Source organism: Nonomuraea sp. NPDC050022, from assembly GCF_044460705.1.
Lineage (GTDB): Bacteria > Actinomycetota > Actinomycetes > Streptosporangiales > Streptosporangiaceae > Nonomuraea.
On record NZ_JBITKE010000005.1, the window covers coordinates 617,780 to 636,799 of the forward strand.

Consider the following 19,020-nt stretch of genomic DNA (forward strand, 5'->3'; position numbering starts at 1 on the left):
GGAATTTGGTGAACAGCCGGCGTTTACACCTCGGCATGCATCGGTTCCAGTCCTGGCGCTCGAACGCCTCCGTCGTTCCCGACAGCATGTTGTCCTTGGGTGGTTTCACCGATATCCGGCGCGATTCGCGGCCGACGTTGTGACCAGCATGCTCGCGCAAGTGGTCACTGAAGCCCAGCGGCCCGTCGCGCATGTGCTCGATCCGTTCTGCGGGACAGCTTCCGTCGTGACCGCCAGTCGCCAACTCGGTCTCTCCGCGGTTGGGCTTGAGCTGACGACGCTCGGGGTCACCGTTGGCCGACTCAGACTGGATCCTCCGGTCAATGTGTGGGAAGCGGCGGCATTCTGCGAGCGCCTCGCACGGGTCGGACCGACTGAGACATCGGGACTAGACACTGAACTCGATGGGTGGCTCGGTGACAGGAACGCTCGATTGCTCACGGCTTGGATGCCGATTGTGGAGGATGTCGACGATGCGCGCCTCCAGCGGTTCGTCACTGTTGCGCTCTCACAGTCGCTGCGCCCGTCCTCGCGCTGGTTAGCGGGCTCGGTAAAGGTGACTGCCGATCCCAACCGGGACCCCATCCCACTCGAGCACAGCCTGCGGCGTTGGGCACGTCAGCTTGCTCGAGATTGTGAGACCGAGCAAGATGCGCTTGCTGATGTCAACGACATCTTCGGTCAGCGCCGTCCTCCGGCTGCCGTCACTCGCGGTGACGCGCGGAAAATACCCATGGCATCCGACAGCGTCGACGCGATAGTGACGTCCCCGCCCTACTTCGTCACTTATGACTACTTCGAGATCCAGCGGCTCACCTATCTGGCCTTTGGCTGGCCGGTGAAACGCAATGATCAAATCGGCGCCAAGTACGGGCATCAACCTCTCGATCGCCAGGTTGGCCTTCCATCAACATTCCAGAACTGGTACGAGTCCGAGTTTCAGGGCGAGAAGACAGCACTCGGCCGGGCACTGCGTGCCTACGTTGAGGACCTTCGTGTACATCTTGCCGAGGCGGCTCGCGTCGTAGCTCCAGGTGGGCTCGTGGCGTACTCCGTCGCCAACTCCGTTCGTGCGGGGAGGATCTTCGACCTAGTAGGTGGCTTCGAACAGCTGTTGAATGAGGCAGGCTTTACTGAAGTCCGCGCTATCCCACGGATGCAAGCGGGTCGACGCATCCTCCCCCCAGGGCGAGATCCCAAGAGCGGACGATTCTCAAGCAACGTGCAGAAGGCAGGTGTTCGGGAATACATCGTGCTTGGGCAGCGACCATGAGCGGTGTTGAAAAATTGACGCTTCACCTCGTACTACAGCTCTGGTTAAAGAGGGCCACGGTCTGTTCAGCGGGTTCGGCAACCTCGAGGTAGACACTCATATAGGTGCCGTGCTCCTTGCGGTCGTGCGGGGTGGATATTCGCCGTTCGGCCACGGCGGCGGCCTGGTGAGTGTCGATGAAGCGCCGCATCTGGGCGCCCCGCCCCGCAGAGCCGCGGGCAGGTCGCCGGGGTGGCGCTGCAGCATGGTGCTCAGCAGTTCGGCGCCGGCGATGCCGGTGGAGGCGCCCACGCCGGAATAGGGAGTAGAGGGTCAGGCATCAGGCGGCGTCGCCGATCAGGACTACGCGGCCGCGCTGGCTCCGCCGGGCCGGTTCGTCTTTCGGGAGCTTGGGCGCAGGTCCCGAATCGTCTGCCTTCGTCGAATCCCGACTCGGCCGTACTGCGGGCGCAGTAGAGCCGATGGGTACCACGGGATGAGGGAATTCGCCCAGGTCAGACCTACTGTTTAGGGGTGCGTACCGTGACCTGGCTGCGACGGGAGCTCCTTTCCCGCCCCTATGTGGCCGACACGATCCTGGCCGTGTGCGTGTATGCGATGACGCTGCTGGCGCCGGGCCCGCCCCCGCCGTCTGGGGCGGAGTGGCGCGGCCAAATGCAGCCCCTCACTGCTTACGACATCGCGCTGGCTTCGGTCGTCTGTGGTGCTCTGATCTTTCGGCGGCGGTGGCCCCGGACCGTTCTCGCCGTCACCGTCGCCGGGTTCGTCGTCTACGCCGTGATCGATGGCGGGCGGAGTCTGTTGAACTTGGGGTCGGCGATCGCGGTGTACACGGTGGCCTCGCGAGTCCCGCGCCGACACGCGTGGGCCTATGGAGGGCTTGCCGCGCTCGTAGTTACCGTGGCCAGGGTGGTGTTCAGCGGGAGTGCGTGGCTGACGCCCGAGATGTTGGCGCCGATCGCATCGATCGGCATGGCCACCGCGGTCGGGGACTCGCTGCGTAGCCGCCGGGCCTATGTGGCTGCCATCGAGGAGCGGGCGCGCCGGGCCGAGGAGACGCGTGAGGAGGAGGCCGAACGGCGGGTGATGGAGGAACGGCTGTACATCGCGCGGGAGTTGCATGATGTTCTCGCCCATCACATCGCGCTGATCAACGTACAGGCGCAGGTTGCCGCGCATTTGCTGGCGACCGAGCCCGAGCAGGCTCGTACGGCGCTGGGGCATGTCCGGGAAGCGGGCAAGGAGGCGTTGGACGAGTTGCGGACGACAGTGGGGTTGCTGCGTCGTCCGGGTAGCCGCGAGGAGCTGCTGACCGAGCCTGCGCCGGGGCTGGATCGGCTGCCTGAGCTGGTCGACTCCTTCACTGCGGCCGGGCTGAAACTGGGTTGGCTCATCTACGGCGATCCGAGGCCGTTGCCGGCTCCTGTGGATCTCGCCGCGTTCCGGATTGTTCAGGAGGCGCTGACCAACGTAAGCAAGCATGCGCCGCAGGCGACCGCGACTGTGCGGATCGACTACACGGCCGACGAGGTGATCGTCGATGTGGCCGACGACGGTCGGAGTGATGCGGGTGGGGTCTCCTCCGGGAACGGGACTGGTCACGGGCTGATCGGTATGCGGGAGCGGGCCTTGTCGGTCGATGGGACCTTTCTCGCTGGGCCCGTGGACGGCGGTGGGTTTCGAGTGCACGCCGTGCTCCCCGTCTCAAGGAAGAACAGGCCATGACCGTCAAAGTGGTGCTGGCGGACGACCAGGCGCTGGTCCGTGCCGGGTTTCGGGTGCTGATCGACTCTGCCCCCGACCTGACGGTGGTCGGCGAGGCCGCCAACGGTCATGACGCCGTACGGCTGGCGCGGGAGACCATGGCTGACGTGGTGCTGATGGACGTTCGCATGCCCGGAATGGATGGTCTGGCCGCGACGAGGGAGATCACCTGTGATGAGGCCACGGCCGGAGTACGGGTGCTGGTCCTGACTACGTTCGAGATCGACGAGTACGTCTTCGCCGCGCTGCAGGCGGGCGCCAGTGGTTTCCTCGGCAAGAGTGTGGAGGCCGGCGAACTGCAGGAGGCCATCAGGGTGGTGGCCAGGGGGGAGGCGCTGCTGTCGCCGTTGGCGACCAGACGTCTGATCACCCGGTTCCTGGACGGCCGTGGCGTCCAAGCCCAGCACGTGCCCGAGGACCTGGCTGTGCTCACCGAGCGCGAACGTGAAGTGATGATTCTCGTGGCCCACGGGCGTACCAACGACGAGATCGCCGATCTGCTGGGGATCAGCCGGGTGACCGCAAAGACGCACGTCAACCGGGCCATGACCAAGCTGAAGGCGCACGACCGCGCCCAGCTGGTGATCATCGCGTACGAGACCGGTCTGGTCCGTCCCCAGACCCGCTGACTACCCCATCAAGAGACGACACGCGCGGGCCACTGCGCCCCCCGACTCACAAAAGCGGGCCTGCTGATCGCCCACGAACCGCGGACGCAGTAGCCCGCGCCCGCGTCTACTGCGATCGCCGCAGATCAGAACCCTCCCCCAGGCGGACGTCCGCCCAAAGCCACGCCCCGAGGCTTGAAGTGGTGACCCAAGTGGTCCGGCTCGCCCGTTCCCGCGCACCGTGCGATCTGACCCCCATGCAAAGAGAAGTGGAAAGATGTCGTTTCTGGCTAGATTGAGCCTTGCCCAACGGGGGCTCATCGCGCTCATCACGGTCGTGGTGCTTGCGTTCGGCGTTTACGTCACCCCAGCGCTGCAACAGCAACTCCTGCCCTCCCTGTCTTTCCCCCAGGTATCGGTGATGGCGACATACGCCGGCGCCGCTCCGGAGATCGTCGAGGACCGGGTCACGGTGCCGCTGGAAGAGGGGGTACGCGGGGTCACCGGCGTCACCGGGGTGAACTCGACCTCGCGGGAGTCCAGCGCGACGGTTCAGGTGGCGTTCGACTTCGGGACCGACATCGACGATGCGCAGAGCAAGATCCAGCAGGTGGTCAGCGGGCTGGCTGACCGGCTGCCGGACGGGGTTGAGCCGAAGGTGGTCGTGGGGAGTACCGACGACCTGCCGGTCATCCAGCTCGCCGCCGCTTCCGACAAGTCGCAGCAGCGGCTCGCCGAGCAGTTGACCACCCACGTGGTCCCGACGCTCACTGGCATCGAGGGGGTCAAGGAGGCCTCCGTCACGGGTACCCGTGATCAGGTCATCACCATCACCCCCGACGCCGATGAGCTGAGGAAGAAGGGGCTGGACACCAGCGCGATCTCCGCCGCTATCCAGGGCGCGGGCCAGCCGATTCCCGCCGGATCCCTCACGCATGCGGACACGACGCTGAGCGTCCAGGTCGGCGGCAGGTTCGAGTCGATCAAGGACCTCAAGGACCTCTACCTCGCCCCCGCCGCGCAGGCATCCCAGCCCCAGGCCCAGGCCCAGGCCCAGCCCGCAGGCCAGGATCAGCGGCCGGGCTCCCCACAGGCAACCCCAACAAAAGAGAAGCCAAAGCCCGTACGCCTGGGCGACGTGGCCACCGTGAAGCTGGGCCTGGCCGAATCGACCACGCTCACCCGAACAGACGGCAAGCCCAGCCTGGGCGTCTCCATCACCATGAAGCCCGGCGGCAACGCGGTCTCGATCTCCGAGGACGTACGAGCCAAGCTGCCCACCCTAGCCACCGCCCTAGGCACCGACGCCGCCCTCACCATCGTCTACGACCAGGCACCCCAGGTGGAGAAGTCGATCGAGAGCCTGACCACCGAGGGACTGCTGGGCCTGGCCATGGCCGTGCTGATCATCCTGGTCTTCCTGTTCTCGCTACGCTCCACGCTCGTCACCGCCGTCTCCATCCCCCTGTCAGTGCTGATCGCGCTGATCGCCCTGTGGGCCTGGGACTACTCGCTCAACATGCTCACCCTCGGCGCCCTCACCATCGCAATCGGCCGCGTCGTCGACGACTCGATCGTGGTCCTGGAGAACATCAAACGCCACCTCTCCTACGGCGAGCCCAAACGGCAGGCGATCGAGAACGGCGTACGCGAGGTCGCGGGCGCAGTGACCGCCTCCACCCTCACCACCGTCGCGGTGTTCCTGCCGATCGCCTTCGTCGGCGGTTTCGTGGGTGAGCTGTTCGGCCCGTTCTCCATCACGGTCACAGTGGCGCTGCTCGCGTCGCTGCTGGTGTCGCTGACCGTCGTACCGGTGCTGAGCTACTGGTTCCTCAAGCCGCCCAAGAACGGTGACCGGCTCAAGGCGGAGGAGAAGGAACGCCGCAGCCTGCTCCAGCGCGCCTACGTCCCGGTGATCCGGTTCGCCACCCGGCACCGGCTCACGACGGTCGCCGGCGCTCTGGCGATCCTTATCGGCACGCTCGCCCTGGTGCCCCGGCTGGAGACCAGCTTCATCGACAACGCGGGGCAGGACACGGTCAACATCACCCAGAACCTGCCCGTCGGTACGTCCCTGGCCGCGGCCGACACGAAGGCCAAGGAGGTCGAGAAGGTTCTGACCGGCCTCGACGCGGTCAAGTCGTACCAGGTCACCGTGGGTGGCGCGAGCGGCGTCGGGTTCGCGGGCGCCGGTCCAGGCGGAGGGGGTGGCGGGGGTACGGCTCGCGCCAGCTACTCGCTCACCCTGCGCGAGAACAGTGACACCGCAGCCGTGGAGAACACCCTGCGCGACCAGCTGGGCAAGCTGCCCGACGCCGGAGAGATCAGCATCGGCGAGACGGGCGGGTTCGGCGGCGACGGGCTCGAAGTCCTGGTCCACGCCAGTGAGCAGGACACATTGAGCGACGCGGCGCGAGTCGTACAGCAGACCATGTCGGCCATCCCCGGCGTCACCGAGGTGACCAGCGGTCTGGCCGAGACCGCGCCGCGCATCGACGTCACCGTCGATCGCAAGGAGGCCGCGGAGCGCGGCCTGACCGAGGCCGCCGTCGGACAGCTGGTCGCCCAGGCGTTCCGTGGCAGTACCGTGACCCAGCTGACCTTCGACGGCACCACCGCCGATGTCGTCGTGGACACCGGCGACGCGCCCGTCTCGCTCGGTGAGCTGCGCAAGCTCGACCTGCCCGGGAAGGGGGACCTCTCCGACGTGGCCGAGGTCAAGCAGGTCAACGGGCCCGTTTCGGTCAGCCGGGTCGACGGGGAGCGTACCGTCACCGTCTCCGGCAAGAGCACCGGCGCCGATCTCGGCGCCATCAGCGCGGACCTGGACAGCCGGCTCGCCAAGCTGACCCTGCCCGCCGGCGCCACCTACTCCGTCGGCGGTGCCAGCGCCGATCAGGACGAAGCCTTCGGCAGCCTCGGGCTGGCCCTGGTGGCGGCCATCGCGCTGGTGTTCTTTGTCATGGTCGCCACCTTCCGCAGCCTCATTCAGCCGCTGCTGCTCCTGGTATCGATCCCGTTCGCCGCCACGGGGGCGATCGGGCTGCTGCTCATCACCGGTACCTCGCTCGGGCTGGCGGCAATGATCGGGCTGCTGATGCTGGTCGGCATCGTGGTCACCAACGCCATCGTGCTGCTGGACCTGATCAACCAGTACCGCGGTCAGGGGATGCCGCTGCACGAGGCCGTCGTGGAAGGCGGGCGCAACAGGCTCCGTCCCATCCTGATGACAGCGCTGGCCACGATCTTCGCGCTGCTGCCGATGGCTCTGGGCATCACCGGCGGGGGCGGGTTCATCTCCAAGCCGCTCGCCATCGTGGTCATCGGCGGGCTGATCAGTTCGACGTTGCTCACGCTGATCCTGGTCCCAACCCTGTACACCATGGTCGAGAGCCGGAAGGAGAAGATCCGGGCCAGACGCGCGCCGCGATCCGCCGTACCGCCCATCGCCGAGACCCCTGGGGAGCCGGCAGTTGTTTCCGGAGGACGTCGATGACCAACACGACCCGCGGCCGGGGCGTCCTCCGGGATTTCCAGCCCTCGAAGCTACCGAATCCCACGATCGAGATCGTCATCCCCGTCTACAACGAGGAGCGGGCGCTCCCAGGATGTCTGCGTACCCTTCACGCACACCTCAGTCAGTGGATGCCTTTCCCCTGGCGCCTCACCGTGGCGGACAACGCGAGCGTTGACCGGACGCTGGAGGTGGCCCGGGAACTGGCCGCCGAGCTGCCCGGAACGAACGTGGTCCACCTCGACAGGAAAGGGCGCGGGCTCGCGCTGCGTACGGTGTGGGGCGCGAGCGAGGCCGACATCGTCGTCTACATGGATGTCGACCTGTCCACGCGCCTGGACGCGCTGATGCCGCTGATCGCCCCGCTCGCCAGCGGCCACTCCGATCTCGCCATTGGCAGTCGACTGGCTCCCGGGGCGCGTACCGTGCGCGGGCCGCGCCGCGAGCTGATCTCCCGCTGCTACAACGCGATCATCCGGCTCACTCACGGAGCCCGGTTCAGCGACGCGCAGTGCGGCTTCAAGGCCGCCCGTACGGCCGTGCTCGGCCCGCTGCTCGAACGAACGCGGGACGACGCCTGGTTCTTCGACACCGAGCTGCTGCTGCTCGCCGAACACAACGGGCTGCGCATCCACGAGGTCCCGGTCGACTGGGTCGAGGATGTGGACACGCGGGTCGACGTCGTCAGCACCGCCACGGACGATCTGCGTGGGCTGTGGCGGGTGGCCCGCATGAAGGCCTCGGGCGCCGCGCGGGCTCCGTTGCCGAGGCGCCCTGCCCCAGCCGCCGAGCATCCCGACGCCGTACTGGCCCCCAGCAGGGCGCGCTCCCGGATCACCTGGGAGGTCGGCTGCTTCGTGGCCATCGGCGTGCTCTCGACGGCCGGTCAGGCCCTGCTCTATTGGCTGCTGCGCGCCTGGTGGCCGCCCGCGCTCGCGAACCTGGTGTCGCTGCTGGTCCTCACCGTGCTCAACACCGAGGCCAACCGCCGCCTCACCTTCCGCTGGTCCGGTACGGGGGCCGGCCGGGCGCACCTGGGAGCCGGCGCCCTGTTCCTGCTCGGGTACGTCGTCACCTCCGCCGCCGTGCTGCTGTTCCGCGAGGTCCAGCCCGAGGCGTCGGCCGCGGCCGAGACGCTGGTGCTCACCGCCTCGTCCGTGCTGGTCACCGTCGTCCGCTTCGTGGTGCTGCGGCTGGCCGTCTTCCGCCGCACCACCCCCTGATCCTTTCCAGAGAGTGACGTACGAGATGACTCCGCCATCCACCCCCCGCCCGCTCCCCAGACGGGTGGCGCTCGCGGTGATCCTGATCCTGGCCGCCGGACTGTACGGCTGGGCGCTGGGTTCGCTCGGCTGGGGCAACAGCTACTACTCCGCCGCTGTGAAATCGATGGGCCAGAGCTGGACGAATTTCCTGTTCGGTGCGTACGACCCGGCGGGGGTGATCACCGTCGACAAGCCGCCGGCGGCGTTGTGGCCGCAGGTGCTCAGTACCAAGATCTTCGGTCTGCACGGCTGGGCGATGATTCTGCCTCAGGTGCTGGAGGGCGTCGCCACGGTGTTCCTCCTGCACCGGACTGTACGGCTGTGGGCGGGCGAGGCGGCGGGGCTGTTGGCCGCGCTGGTTCTGACGCTGACCCCGATCACGGTGGCGATCAACCGCGACAACAACCCTGACACGCTGCTGGTGCTGACGCTGGTGGCGGCGGCATACTTTTTGACCCGCGCCTTGCAGACGGCTTCCGGTCGGGCCGGCCTGCGGTGGTTGTGCGCCGCCGGGTTCCTGATCGGCCTCGGCTTCATGACCAAGATGCTCGCCGCTTGGATGGTGATCCCGGCGTTCGCGGTGGCCTGGTTGGTCGGCGCGCGCGGCCCTTTGCTCGGGCGGCTCGGCAAGCTGCTGATCGGCGGCGTCGTTCTTGTGGTGTCCTCTCTGTGGTGGGTCGCCGTGATCGCGTTCTGGCCGGGGAATCGGCCGTACATCGGCGGCAGCACTGACGGCAGCGCCTGGGACCTGGTCGTCGGCTACAACGGCCTCGGGCGGATCTTTGGTGGCGAGGGCGGGTTCAGCATCTCCTTCGGTGGAGCGGCTGGTCTGGGACGGCTCTTCAACGACCAGGTCGGTGGGCAGATCAGCTGGCTGCTGCCGTTGTGCGGGGTGGCGCTGGTGCTGGCCGTGGCTGGCGCTGTGCTGCGCTGGCGCGGAGTCGTGATGCCCGGTGAGCCGCTCGCCGCGGCTGGGTGGGTGCTGTGGGGTACCTGGCTGGTGGTCTGCGGTCTGGTGTTCGCCACCCAGAAGGGGACCTTTCACCCGTACTACACGACTCAGCTGGCCCCGGCGGTCGCCGCCGTGACCGCCGGCTTCGTCACGACGCTGGCCCGCGCCCACCGGGCGGGGGCTCGCTGGGCGCTCCCGCTGGGCGCCGGGGCCGTCGCGGTGACCACGGTCTGGGCCTATGTCGTGATCGGGCGGGTCCCGTCCTGGAACGGCTGGGTGGCGTGGCTTGTGGGCGCGGCCGGGGTGGCGGGGATCGTCCTGCTCCTGCTGTCGGGTCGGCGGCGGCTGCTGCCCGCCGGGCGGCCACAGCTGCTGCCCGCCGCCGTCGGCGTCGCGGTCCTGGCGGTGCTTTCGGGACCTGCGGCTTGGGCGATCAGCGTCCCCGGCTCCACGTCGGCGATGGGCGGCGCCAACCCCACCGCGGGGCCGCCGACCATGCCGTTCGGCCGCGGAGCAGGCGGGGGCGGCGCGGCTCCGGGCGGGTTCGAACTCCCGGAAGGAATGCAACTCCCACCAGGCACGAAGCTCCCGGAAGGCATGGAGCTCCCGCCAGACATGGAGCTCCCCCAAGGATTTCCTGCCGGGTTCTCCGGAGGCTTCCCTGGCTCTGGCGCCGAGCTCACCCCCGACCAGCGCAAGATCCTGGACTATGCCGTCAAGCAGTCCGGCCCCGCCCGCATCAAACTCGCCACCGAAGGCGGCGCCATGTCCGCCTCCACTTTCATCCTGAACAGTGACGCCAACGTCATCGGCATGGGCGGCTTCATCGGCATCGACGACGCCCCGACCGTCCAGCAACTGAAGGACTGGACGAGTTCGGGGCAACTACGCTTCGTCCTGGGATCCGGTTTCGGCGGCTTCGGCGCCATGATGGGCGGCGCGAGCACACACCGCTCGCAATGGCTGAAAGAGAACTGCACCGAAGTCCCCGCCGCCGCGTATGGGGGAACTCCCTCCAAACCGAGCAGCAGCCCAACGATGGGAGGCGGCACCACCCTCTACGACTGCGCCACCAAGCACTGACGCACAGCGCCGCCCGTACAGCAAGGGCTCAGAAAATGGGCCCACGGGGCGGGCTGGCGCAGCGCGGCGACCAGGCGAAACGCGGTGCTACATGGCCTTTCGCCTGGGGCGCATGTCGAACATGTAGAAGACGAGCAGCAACACGTAGAACACGAGCGCGCCTACCGCGCTGAACGCGCCGATGACGGTCGCGACGAGATAGAGCACCGGCCCCATTCCCCAGCGAAATCGCAGCGAGCGGGCCTCCGCCGGGGAGATGTGCGCGCCGAGGTGGCGGTGTCCTAAGGAGGAGTACCACCACACGGCGTTGTAGAAAATGCCGCCGATCACCAGCACGATGCCATAGAAGACGACGGCCATCTGGGTGCCGTGTTCGGAGCGCAACGCCTCGGCCAGCACGTGCGTGGGAAACGGCAGAAAGGCGACATCCATCAGGAGAAGCACATTGAGGGTGAGCAGTATGCCGTCAGTCCTGTAGATGAAGTGGAACATCCGATGGTGGTTCATCCAGACCAACCCCACCAACAGGAACGTCACCACGTAGGCGAGGTAGGACGGCCACAGCCCTATCAGCGCGCCCCCGAGGTCCTCTTCCCAGCCTTCGGGCAGCCGGATCTCGAGCACCAGCAGGGTGATCGCGATGGCGAACACGCCGTCGCTGAACGCCTCCAGGCGCCCGGTGCTCATTGCAGAAGGGTCATCGCTCACGCCGGGCATAGTAGCGAGAGGACCGAGTTCACGCTGATGAGGTCCAGAGTTGTGGGGAAGGGCCGAGACCCCATGGTGCCGGCACCTGCTTCTCAAGGAGATCAATGACCTCGACCAGGCCTCACGCCCGGAACGTGCGCCGGTAGGCATCCGGCGGTACGCCGATCGCGCGGTGGAAGTGGCGGCGCAGTGTCGTCGCGGTGCCCATGCCCGCCGCCGAGGCGATGGTGTCGACGCTGTCGTCCGTGATCTCCAGCAGCTCCTGCGCGCGGCGGATCCGCTGCGTCAGCAGCCACTGCAGCGGCGTGGTTCCGGTTACTGAGCGGAAGTGGCGGGCCAGGTGGCGCGAGCTCATGTTCGCCTGGCGAGCCAGGTCCTCCACGGTGAGGGGCTGGTCCAGCCGCTGCATCACCCAGGTGAGCAGCTCGGCCAGGGGATGGCCGTCCTGGTCGGGCACGGGTGTGGTGACGAACTGGGCCTGGCCACCGGCCCGGTGGGGCGGCACGACCAGGCGGCGGGCGACCACGTTGGCGATCACCGAACCGTGGTCGCGGCGGACCAGATGCAGGCACAGGTCCATCGCTGCGGCCTTGCCCGCGGACGTCAGCACGCTGCCGTTGTCGACGTAGAGCACGTCCGGGTCGACCTCCACCCGGGGATAGCGGGCCGCCAGTACGTCGGTGTGGGCCCAGTGCGTGGTCGCGCGCAGCCCGTCCAGCAGGCCAGCGGCGGCCAGCACGAACACGCCCGTACACAGGGAGACCACCCGCGCGCCCGCCTCGTGGGCCGCGCGTACCGCCTCGACCAGGTCGGCCGGCGGGTCCTCGTCGACGTCCGCCAAGGCGGGAACGATCACGGTGTCGGCGTGCGCCAGCCGGTCGAGCCCGCAGTCCGGCTCCACCGAGAACCGGCCGACCCGGACGGCGTGCGTGCCGCAGATCCGGACGTCGTACCAGGGACCCGGTACGGCGTCCGGGGCGGAGCCGAAGACCTCGTAGGCCAGGGCCAGCTCGAAGTGCAGCATCCCGTCGGTAGCGGCGACCGCGACGGAGCGCGGGAAAGAGCTCATGTCGGGAATTGTACGGGTCGTGTCGTTTCGGACGCTGGCACCAATGGGGCAACCCAGACAGGATTTCCGCAGCGGATCACTTCGAGCACGAAGGAACAGATATGGGATCGGGTCGGAATGTGGCGGTGTACGGCGCCTATGGGCATACCGGGCGGTTCGTGGTCGCGGAGTTGCGCGAGCGCGGATACGTTCCGCTGCTCCTCGGCCGCGACCAGGACAAGCTGCAGGCTCTGGTACAGGACCAACCGGGGCTTGAGGCGCGGCAGGCGTCGGTCGACGATCCGGCCTCGCTCGACCGCGCGCTGAACGGCGCCGACATCGTGATCAACTGCGCCGGGCCCTTCGCCACGACCGCCGCCCCGCTGGTCGAGGCGGCGCTGCGCGCGGGCATCCCGTATGTCGACGTGGCGGCCGAGATCGAGGCGAACGCCGACACGTTCGCGCACTTCGCGGAGCGTGCCCGCGAGGCGGGCGCCGTGGTGGTCCCGGCGATGGCCTTCTACGGCGGCCTCGGCGACCTGTTGGTCACCACCGCTATGGGCGACTGGACGGCGGCGGACGAGGTACACGTCGCCTACGGCCTGAGCAGCTGGCACCCCACTGCCGGAACGCTCGCCGCAGGCGTGGTCTCGGGGCAGCGGCGGAGTGGCCGCCGTGTCCGCTTCACCGGCGGACAGCTGGAGTACCACGAGGACGCTCTGCCGACCCTGGAGTGGACCTTCCCGGCTCCGCTCGGCTCCCAGAGCGTCATTGGAGAGTTCACCATGGCCGACGTCGTCACCGTTCCTAGTCACCTGTCCGTACCGGAGGTGCGTACCTACATGACCGCCAAGGCGGCCGCGGACCTGTCCGCTCCTGACGCCTCGGCACCGACCGCCGTCGACGAGCGCGGCCGCTCCGCGCAGACCTTCGTCGTCGACGTCCTCGTCCGCTCCGGAGGTACGGAACGCCGCGTGGTCGTCTCCGGCCAGGACATCTACGCCATCACCGCGCCGCTCGCGGTGGAGGCCGTCGACCGTATCCTCACCGGCCGGACCAGGACCACTGGCGTCGTCTCCGCGGGCGCGGTCTTCGACGCCCCGGACTTCCTCCGCGCCCTGTCGGCGCATCTCTCGCTGCATGTCCCGCTCGACGCACGCGGCTGACCGTGCTGGGGATCCGGACCGTGGTCAGGCAGGTGCCGTCAGCGGGTCACGGGGCGAGGGCGGTTCCACCAGAGGGAGAGGGACAGGGCCGCAGCAATGAGGATGCGGTGTCGACTCGCTGGTGGATGACGGTGAAGCTGCTGGGAAGGGCGTTGAGGGCGGTTTGGAGTTGGTCGGCGTTCTCGGCGCCGTGGTAGGAGCCGCCGGTGGTCTGGGCTATCTGCTTGAGCGCGGGCTCGTCGATGGTGCGGGGGTTACGGCCTCTGTCGAATCCGCCGCGGCCGCCGAAGCCGCCGCCCCAGCCGCCGAAGCCGCCGTCGAACTGTGTGTTGTCGCAGACCATCGGGGTCGGGTTCGTGGTGCCGAAACCGATGGGGAAGACCCGGACGCGGCGCACGGCCGCCTCCTGCGCGGCGATCTGCGGGTCTCACCCCGCGGCTGGGACAGCTGTTTCGCTGCGGACGGCAAATCCATCACATGCAGTACTTCTCGAGCGTCGACGAAGCACTGGACGCCGAGAAACGGGTGCGCGAGGACGGGCTCCAAGCCCTCGTCGGCAATGACAACATTCAGGTCTCAGCTGTTGTGAGCGCGCTCGAACTCGACGCAGCGACATCATAAGGCGTTAGTTCAGAGAAGGCACGTAAGGCAAGTGTCCCTTAATCTGCGGGCGGTCGTCGTAGGACGGGTCGTGTGTTGTTTGGCCGCCGATTTCCGTCTCAGCGAGCCGAGATCGTTGCCTCCTCGGCTCGCTGAGACGGGAGGTTTAGTGGCTGCTGGTGAGTGGTGGGTGGCCTGCTCGGGCGGGTCGTCGCCCGTCACGCTGCCCATCATCTCGTGGTTGTGAACGAGTTCGGCGGGTCCAGGTCAGGGTGCGTTGGGGCAGCCCGCCGCTACAGGTACTGGCCCGCTTCGGCTCTGTCTGTCTTCGACACCCGCACCGACACCACGTTGGCGAGGTTGATGACCACGCCGTTCACGTCGGTCTCACGGTCATATCTTGCCCGCATCAGCACCAGGCTGCGCCGCTCGTCCAGAGCACGAGCGATCGCCGCCACCGCCTCTTCCTCCCCGTCGAAGTCTCCGCTCATCACGGAGACGTCTTCGCCGCCCATCAGGTGGAATCGAAGGATAATTGCGACTTTTTCAGGCACGGCCGGCTCCTTCGGAGAGAATCCGCAAAGGGTATCTGCCCAGCCTCGAACGCTGTAGGCAACTGCACTGCACGTTCGCCTCCGCGCGGGCGCACGCGACGCCCTCCAAGCTGGATACAGGCAGTAACAATCGTGTATCCGTCCCGAACCGGATTTGTGGTCAATGGTCGGTGATGAGGGCGTCCAGAGCAGCGGCCTTGTCGGCTTCGGTGGGCAGGGCGTAACGGCGGGTGGTGTCCAACGAGCCGTGACCGAGGAGTTCGGCGACCAGGATGGGGTCTTTGCCGTCGCGGATGAGCTGCGTGGCGAAAGTGTGGCGCAGGACGTGCGGGCTGAAGGGCTCGGTGGGGTCGTCATTAAGGCCAACGGCGTCGCCGAAGCGGGTGATGATGTCGCGGGCGGCGCGGTCGCTCAGGCGGCCGCCGCGGTGGTTGAGGAACACCGCGGCGTGGGCGCCGGCCGCCTTCCAATCGGCGCGGGCTTCCAGCCAGTCGGTCAGGGCCTGGCGCAGGTCCGCATGGACGGGCAGGAGGCGGATCTTGCCGCCGTCGCGGCCCTTGCCGCGGATGCGTAGTTCGCCCTTGCGGGCTGATAGGCGGACGTCGGCCAACTCGAGGCCGACGACTTCGGAGATGCGCAGGCCGGCGTAGTAGGGCAGCAGGGCGATGGCCTTGTCGCGCGGGGATGCGGTGAGTTGGACGTGGCGGATGTAGCGGCGGGTGCGCCGGGCCTCCAGGGCGCGGGGGGCGGTGCGGCGCGAGTCGCGTTCCCGCTGAACTGTGGGCTTGCCGAGGCCGCGGCGGGCGTAGAAGTCGTCGATGGCCGACAGGTAGGTGTCGATGGTGTTGGGGGCGCGGCGGCCGTTCTTCAGATGCCGGCGGAAGTCGCGCACGGCGCCGGTGGCGGCGATGGGGTCGGTGAGCGGGTCGCCGTCCAGGGCGCCGGCGTCGGCTTGGTCGGCCAGCCAGGCCAGGTAGCCGCGCAGCCGGGAGACGTACTTGGTCTTGGTGGAGCCGGCCAGCGGGGCGTGCGCGAGCGCGTCGGTGTAGTCGGCCAGGACAGTGGCATGGGGGGCGGGGAGCGGCACGGTCCGCGACCGGCTTGTGTTTCCGGAAGCTGATCCGGCCGGTTGCATGATCTCTGAGGGCGTGTTTCCGGAAGTCACCCGCTCAGTCTACTTCCGGAATTGGGCAATTCCGGAAGTCATGCCGTACACTGAAGGTACCGAGGCCTTTTCGAGCGTTGGCATTCAGGTCTGCGTCGCCCCCGGCGAACCACCACCGGCCTCTTCGGGGGCCTGGACAGGTCAGGCGACCATGACGCCGACGCTTCTTTCTCAACCCGCACCGCTCAGCTCCGCCTCGTCCGCGATCCCGCGGGTCGATTCCGGGCTACGGCTCAGCCTCCGCCCGGTGCCGAATCGGCGAGCGGTGGTGGACGGGGCCTGGTGGCCCTCCTCCCGTGACGCGGCCGTCGAACTGCCCGGCCTCATCGCCGCCGTGGACCGGCTGCTGGATCGGGTCACGCTCCGCATCGGCCTGCATGGCGATGCGTGGCAGAACATTCCGCGCCGCATCTCGGCACGCGGGCGTCAGGTCCGCGTCGGCTGGTTCCGCTACACCGACCCGCGTGTGATCACTCTCAGCTTCGCCGCCGGCGAGCCGGTCGTCCTGCTGATCATCCCTTCGGGTACCGCCGCCGGCGCCGCCGGGGCCACGCTCAAGCTCACCGCCCAGGACATCGCCGGCTTGAGCATCGAGGCCATCCTCACCCTCGCGCATCTGCCGGCCGGCCCCGCTCCGCGTGCCACGGCCGACGGCTCGGCCCGCTGGGAGGACGAGGGAGGGTCGGTCATCGGGCAGGTGGCGCAGCCGTCCATGTGACGGCCGACAACGCCCCGTGTGCCGCTTGCCGGCCGGATCGAGCGGTCCTGGCACCGCCCGTACTGGCGGCGGGCCGATCTTCGGCCGGCAGGCATCTCATCACCTTTCAGCTTCTCCCGTGAGGAGGACTTCCATGACCGTCATCGACGCCGCCCCGCTCGCCGGGGTGAGCGCCTCGGCGCCGACCCTGGTGCATCTGTCGGGGGACATCGACATCTTCACCACAGCTCGGCTGCGCCAGAGGTTGATCAACACCCTCGACCACAGCACCGATTTGCTCATCCTGGATCTGTCCCAGGTCACCTTCTGTGGGGCAGGCGGGTTGGGCGTGCTGATCGGCGTGCAAGGCCGTGCCCGGACACGCGGCATCACGCTGGCCCTGACCGGCGTTCCGCCGCGCGTGGCCCGGCTGCTGCGCATCACCGGCCTGGACCGCCGCTTCCCGGTCATGGCGTGAGCGGCATGCCGACCGCCACCCGCACCGCCGCCGGGGCGGGCTATGACGGCAATGCGCCGTTCCCCCGGCCCGCTGCGCCCGCGCGGGCCGGTATCGTCCCGCTGACGCTGACCGCGGCGATCGTCATCGCGCCGTTCCTCGCGCTGGGTGCCGGCATCTGGCTGGCGTGGGGAAGCGGGATCTCCCTCACCGACCTGCTGCTGGCCGCCGTCTTCTACGTGGTGACCGGGCTGGGGGTGACGGTCGGCTTCCACCGGCTGCTGACCCACCGCTCCGACCCGCACTCCCCCCACAAATAAGGCGAAAGAGCTATAAAGCCCGCCTTAGAACTCCCTGAGAAACGGTCCTGGTTGGACACCCGGCGTCTTGGATACTTGGCGCATGTCCATGATTTCCAAGGTCTTATTAGGGGTGACGGTCCTCGGCGGCCTGCTCACAGGCTGCAGTGCTGGCAGCCCTGCCGCCCCCTCAGGGTCCTCCACGCCGGCCACATCGAGCGCGCCGCCCACCTTGACCGCGACGACCGCACTGGCGCGGCCGTTCGCTCTGCCGAAGAGCTGCGACGATCCCCGGATGGTCGCGGCCATGGGCGCGTTGATCAAGGGGAAGAAGTTCAGCAAGCGGTACGACGCCAGCGGTGCGCTGACCTGCTCGTGGGGGAAGAAGATTCCCGCGGCCTCGGTGACGGTCGCCCTTCCGTCGGCGCCGCCCAAGTACAAGGACTTCCCTCAGGTCGAGGTCCCCGAACTGACCACGCTCGGCGTCGAAGCGCAGTCCGGCGGCACCGAGATCGCCCTTGGCAGCCGGTCCCTGTACAACCAGGTGTTCGTGGTCACGGCCCCGCAGTTCCGGCTCACCGTCGACCAGTTGAGCGAGAAGCGCCGCGACGACGACCTACGCGAGGCGGCCGTCGCCCTCACCACGTGGCTGATGTCGTAGCTACTGTTCGTTTGAGGCGTACCCTCCTGTCGGTCGCCCAGACGGCCAGCGCGCAGGCCGCGAACCCGGCCCCGAGGAGACTGGAGCCCGCCCAGCCATGGGCGGTGAAGATGGCGGTGGTCGCGGCCGCACCGAGGGCGGAGCCGAGCGAGTAGAAGACCATGTAGCCGCCGATGACGCTGCTGGTGCGCTCCGGATGCGCGGCGGCGAGCAGGTGCTGGTTGCTCACATGTACGGCCTGGACCGCGAAGTCGAGAACCACGATTCCGACGATGAGGAGCCACAACGACCACGGCAGCCGCGCGATCGCCGCCCACGAGAGGATGAGCAGGGTCAGCGCGAGACCAGTGACCGGGGCCGCCCGTCCTGCGTCCGCCCACCGTCCCGCGCGTGCCGCACCGAGTGCGCCGGCGAGTCCGGCGATGCCGAACAGTCCGATCTGGCTCTCACTCAGCTGCCATGGCGGGTCCGCCAGCGGCAGGGACAGTCCGCTCCACAGGGTTCCGAACGATGTGAACAAGAAGAACGCGATGAGCCCGCGCGTCAGGAAGACCCGCTGCCCGAACAGCCCGCCGAGTGAGACGACGGCCCGTCCGTACCCCGTAGGTCGGTTGGGGCGCTCCTCTGACGGCAGTACGGCGAGGACGACGGCCGCCAGCCCGAGTGACAGCACCGCGAGCAGGGCATAGACACTCCGCCAGCCCCACACCTCGGCGAGCGTGCCGGTGACGACCCGCGCGCCCAGGATGCCGACCACAACGCCCAAGGTCACGACGCCGATGTTCCGTCCGCGTTCGGCAGGCGGCGAGACCGAAGCGGCGTAGGCCACCGTGGTCTGCACCACGACCGCGAACACCCCAGCCATCGCCAGCCCCAGGAACGCCACCCATGCGGCTGACGCCGAGGCCGTCAGGATCATGCCCACTGCGGTGAGCGCCAGGTGCGCGGCGATGAGTCGGCGTCTGTCGACCACATCGCCAAGCGGCACCAGCAGCACCAGCCCTGCCAGATAACCGAACTGGCCGACCGCGACGATCCACCCAGTGAGCTCCGCCGACACACCGAGATCGCGTCCCATCGGCTCCAGAACCGGCTGCGCGGCATAGATGCTCGCCACCGCGACACCACACACCACCGCGAGCAGCAACCGCCGCCACATGTCCATCGCACCCCAAACCCAATCAGTAGCAGATTGCAACCAATTTG

Annotated in this window: 18 protein-coding genes; 12 read left to right on the top strand and 6 right to left on the bottom strand. The window is 68.2% G+C overall.

Annotation, left to right across the window (positions count from 1 at the left end; all coding sequences use genetic code 11):
- The first annotated feature begins 148 nt into the window (after positions 1-148).
- The 6 genes from ACIBO2_RS24420 to ACIBO2_RS24445 all read left to right on the top strand — a co-directional run bounded on the left by ACIBO2_RS24420 (position 149) and on the right by ACIBO2_RS24445 (position 10,459).
- Positions 149-1,273, top strand: coding sequence for a hypothetical protein (locus ACIBO2_RS24420; protein WP_397299426.1), 1,125 nt, complete (start codon positions 149-151; stop codon positions 1,271-1,273).
- A gap of 522 nt (positions 1,274-1,795) precedes the next feature.
- Positions 1,796-2,998: a histidine kinase gene (locus ACIBO2_RS24425; protein ID WP_397299428.1), complete on the top strand. Its 1,203-nt coding sequence runs from the start codon at positions 1,796-1,798 to the stop codon at positions 2,996-2,998.
- On the top strand, positions 2,995-3,666 hold the full coding sequence (locus tag ACIBO2_RS24430) for a response regulator (RefSeq protein WP_397299431.1): 672 nt from the start codon (positions 2,995-2,997) through the stop codon (positions 3,664-3,666). The genes ACIBO2_RS24425 and ACIBO2_RS24430 overlap by 4 nt, the downstream gene beginning before the upstream one ends.
- A gap of 256 nt (positions 3,667-3,922) precedes the next feature.
- Positions 3,923-7,141 (top strand): efflux RND transporter permease subunit, encoded by a 3,219-nt coding sequence (locus ACIBO2_RS24435; RefSeq protein WP_397299433.1) that lies wholly within the window; start codon positions 3,923-3,925, stop codon positions 7,139-7,141.
- Positions 7,138-8,382 (top strand): glycosyltransferase, encoded by a 1,245-nt coding sequence (locus ACIBO2_RS24440; protein WP_397299436.1) that lies wholly within the window; start codon positions 7,138-7,140, stop codon positions 8,380-8,382. Before ACIBO2_RS24435 ends, ACIBO2_RS24440 begins: the two co-directional genes overlap by 4 nt.
- A gap of 25 nt (positions 8,383-8,407) precedes the next feature.
- On the top strand, positions 8,408-10,459 hold the full coding sequence (locus tag ACIBO2_RS24445; RefSeq protein ID WP_397299439.1) for an ArnT family glycosyltransferase: 2,052 nt from the start codon (positions 8,408-8,410) through the stop codon (positions 10,457-10,459).
- 87 nt (positions 10,460-10,546) lie between these two features.
- Here the strand turns inward: ACIBO2_RS24445 and ACIBO2_RS24450 are convergent, their stop codons facing one another.
- Together ACIBO2_RS24450 and ACIBO2_RS24455 are read right to left on the bottom strand one after the other, a co-directional pair.
- The gene (locus tag ACIBO2_RS24450; protein WP_397299441.1) at positions 10,547-11,167 is read right to left on the bottom strand and encodes a TMEM175 family protein; all 621 of its coding nucleotides are present in this window, start codon (positions 11,165-11,167) and stop codon (positions 10,547-10,549) included.
- A 121-nt stretch (positions 11,168-11,288) separates the two neighbouring features.
- The gene (locus ACIBO2_RS24455; RefSeq protein ID WP_358545339.1) at positions 11,289-12,236 is read right to left on the bottom strand and encodes a helix-turn-helix domain-containing protein; all 948 of its coding nucleotides are present in this window, start codon (positions 12,234-12,236) and stop codon (positions 11,289-11,291) included.
- A gap of 101 nt (positions 12,237-12,337) precedes the next feature.
- On the opposite strand from ACIBO2_RS24455, the gene ACIBO2_RS24460 reads away from it, so the two are divergent.
- Complete coding sequence (locus ACIBO2_RS24460; RefSeq protein WP_358545341.1) at positions 12,338-13,381, top strand: saccharopine dehydrogenase NADP-binding domain-containing protein; 1,044 nt, start codon at positions 12,338-12,340, stop codon at positions 13,379-13,381.
- 46 nt (positions 13,382-13,427) lie between these two features.
- Here ACIBO2_RS24460 and ACIBO2_RS24465 read toward each other — a convergent pair whose 3' ends face one another.
- Positions 13,428-13,778 carry a hypothetical protein gene (locus tag ACIBO2_RS24465; protein WP_397299445.1) on the bottom strand — a complete coding sequence of 117 codons (351 nt, stop codon included), beginning with the start codon at positions 13,776-13,778 and terminating at the stop codon, positions 13,428-13,430.
- An 80-nt stretch (positions 13,779-13,858) separates the two neighbouring features.
- Here ACIBO2_RS24465 and ACIBO2_RS24470 point away from each other — a divergent pair, with 80 nt between their 5' ends.
- The gene (locus ACIBO2_RS24470) at positions 13,859-14,002 is read left to right on the top strand and encodes a hypothetical protein (protein WP_397299448.1); all 144 of its coding nucleotides are present in this window, start codon (positions 13,859-13,861) and stop codon (positions 14,000-14,002) included.
- Between the two features lie 272 nt (positions 14,003-14,274).
- On the opposite strand, the gene ACIBO2_RS24475 is transcribed toward ACIBO2_RS24470, so the two are convergent.
- Together ACIBO2_RS24475 and ACIBO2_RS24480 are read right to left on the bottom strand one after the other, a co-directional pair.
- Complete coding sequence (locus ACIBO2_RS24475) at positions 14,275-14,535, bottom strand: hypothetical protein (protein ID WP_397299450.1); 261 nt, start codon at positions 14,533-14,535, stop codon at positions 14,275-14,277.
- Positions 14,536-14,695: 160 nt separating this feature from the next.
- Positions 14,696-15,622, bottom strand: coding sequence for a tyrosine-type recombinase/integrase (locus ACIBO2_RS24480; RefSeq protein WP_358545347.1), 927 nt, complete (start codon positions 15,620-15,622; stop codon positions 14,696-14,698).
- 229 nt (positions 15,623-15,851) lie between these two features.
- Here ACIBO2_RS24480 and ACIBO2_RS24485 point away from each other — a divergent pair, with 229 nt between their 5' ends.
- The 4 genes from ACIBO2_RS24485 (at position 15,852) to ACIBO2_RS24500 (ending at position 17,814) form a co-directional block, all read left to right on the top strand.
- Complete coding sequence (locus ACIBO2_RS24485) at positions 15,852-16,418, top strand: DUF5994 family protein (RefSeq protein ID WP_358545349.1); 567 nt, start codon at positions 15,852-15,854, stop codon at positions 16,416-16,418.
- 133 nt (positions 16,419-16,551) lie between these two features.
- Positions 16,552-16,875: an STAS domain-containing protein gene (locus ACIBO2_RS24490; RefSeq protein ID WP_358545351.1), complete on the top strand. Its 324-nt coding sequence runs from the start codon at positions 16,552-16,554 to the stop codon at positions 16,873-16,875.
- Between the two features lie 5 nt (positions 16,876-16,880).
- On the top strand, positions 16,881-17,174 hold the full coding sequence (locus ACIBO2_RS24495) for a hypothetical protein (RefSeq protein ID WP_358545353.1): 294 nt from the start codon (positions 16,881-16,883) through the stop codon (positions 17,172-17,174).
- Positions 17,175-17,256: 82 nt separating this feature from the next.
- Entirely contained in the window at positions 17,257-17,814 is a 558-nt protein-coding gene (locus ACIBO2_RS24500) for a hypothetical protein (protein WP_397299455.1), read from the top strand.
- Here the strand turns inward: ACIBO2_RS24500 and ACIBO2_RS24505 are convergent.
- Positions 17,792-18,973, bottom strand: a complete 1,182-nt coding sequence (locus ACIBO2_RS24505; protein WP_397299458.1) for an MFS transporter — start codon at positions 18,971-18,973, stop codon at positions 17,792-17,794. The genes ACIBO2_RS24500 and ACIBO2_RS24505 overlap by 23 nt on opposite strands.
- Between the last annotated feature and the right edge of the window lie 47 nt (positions 18,974-19,020).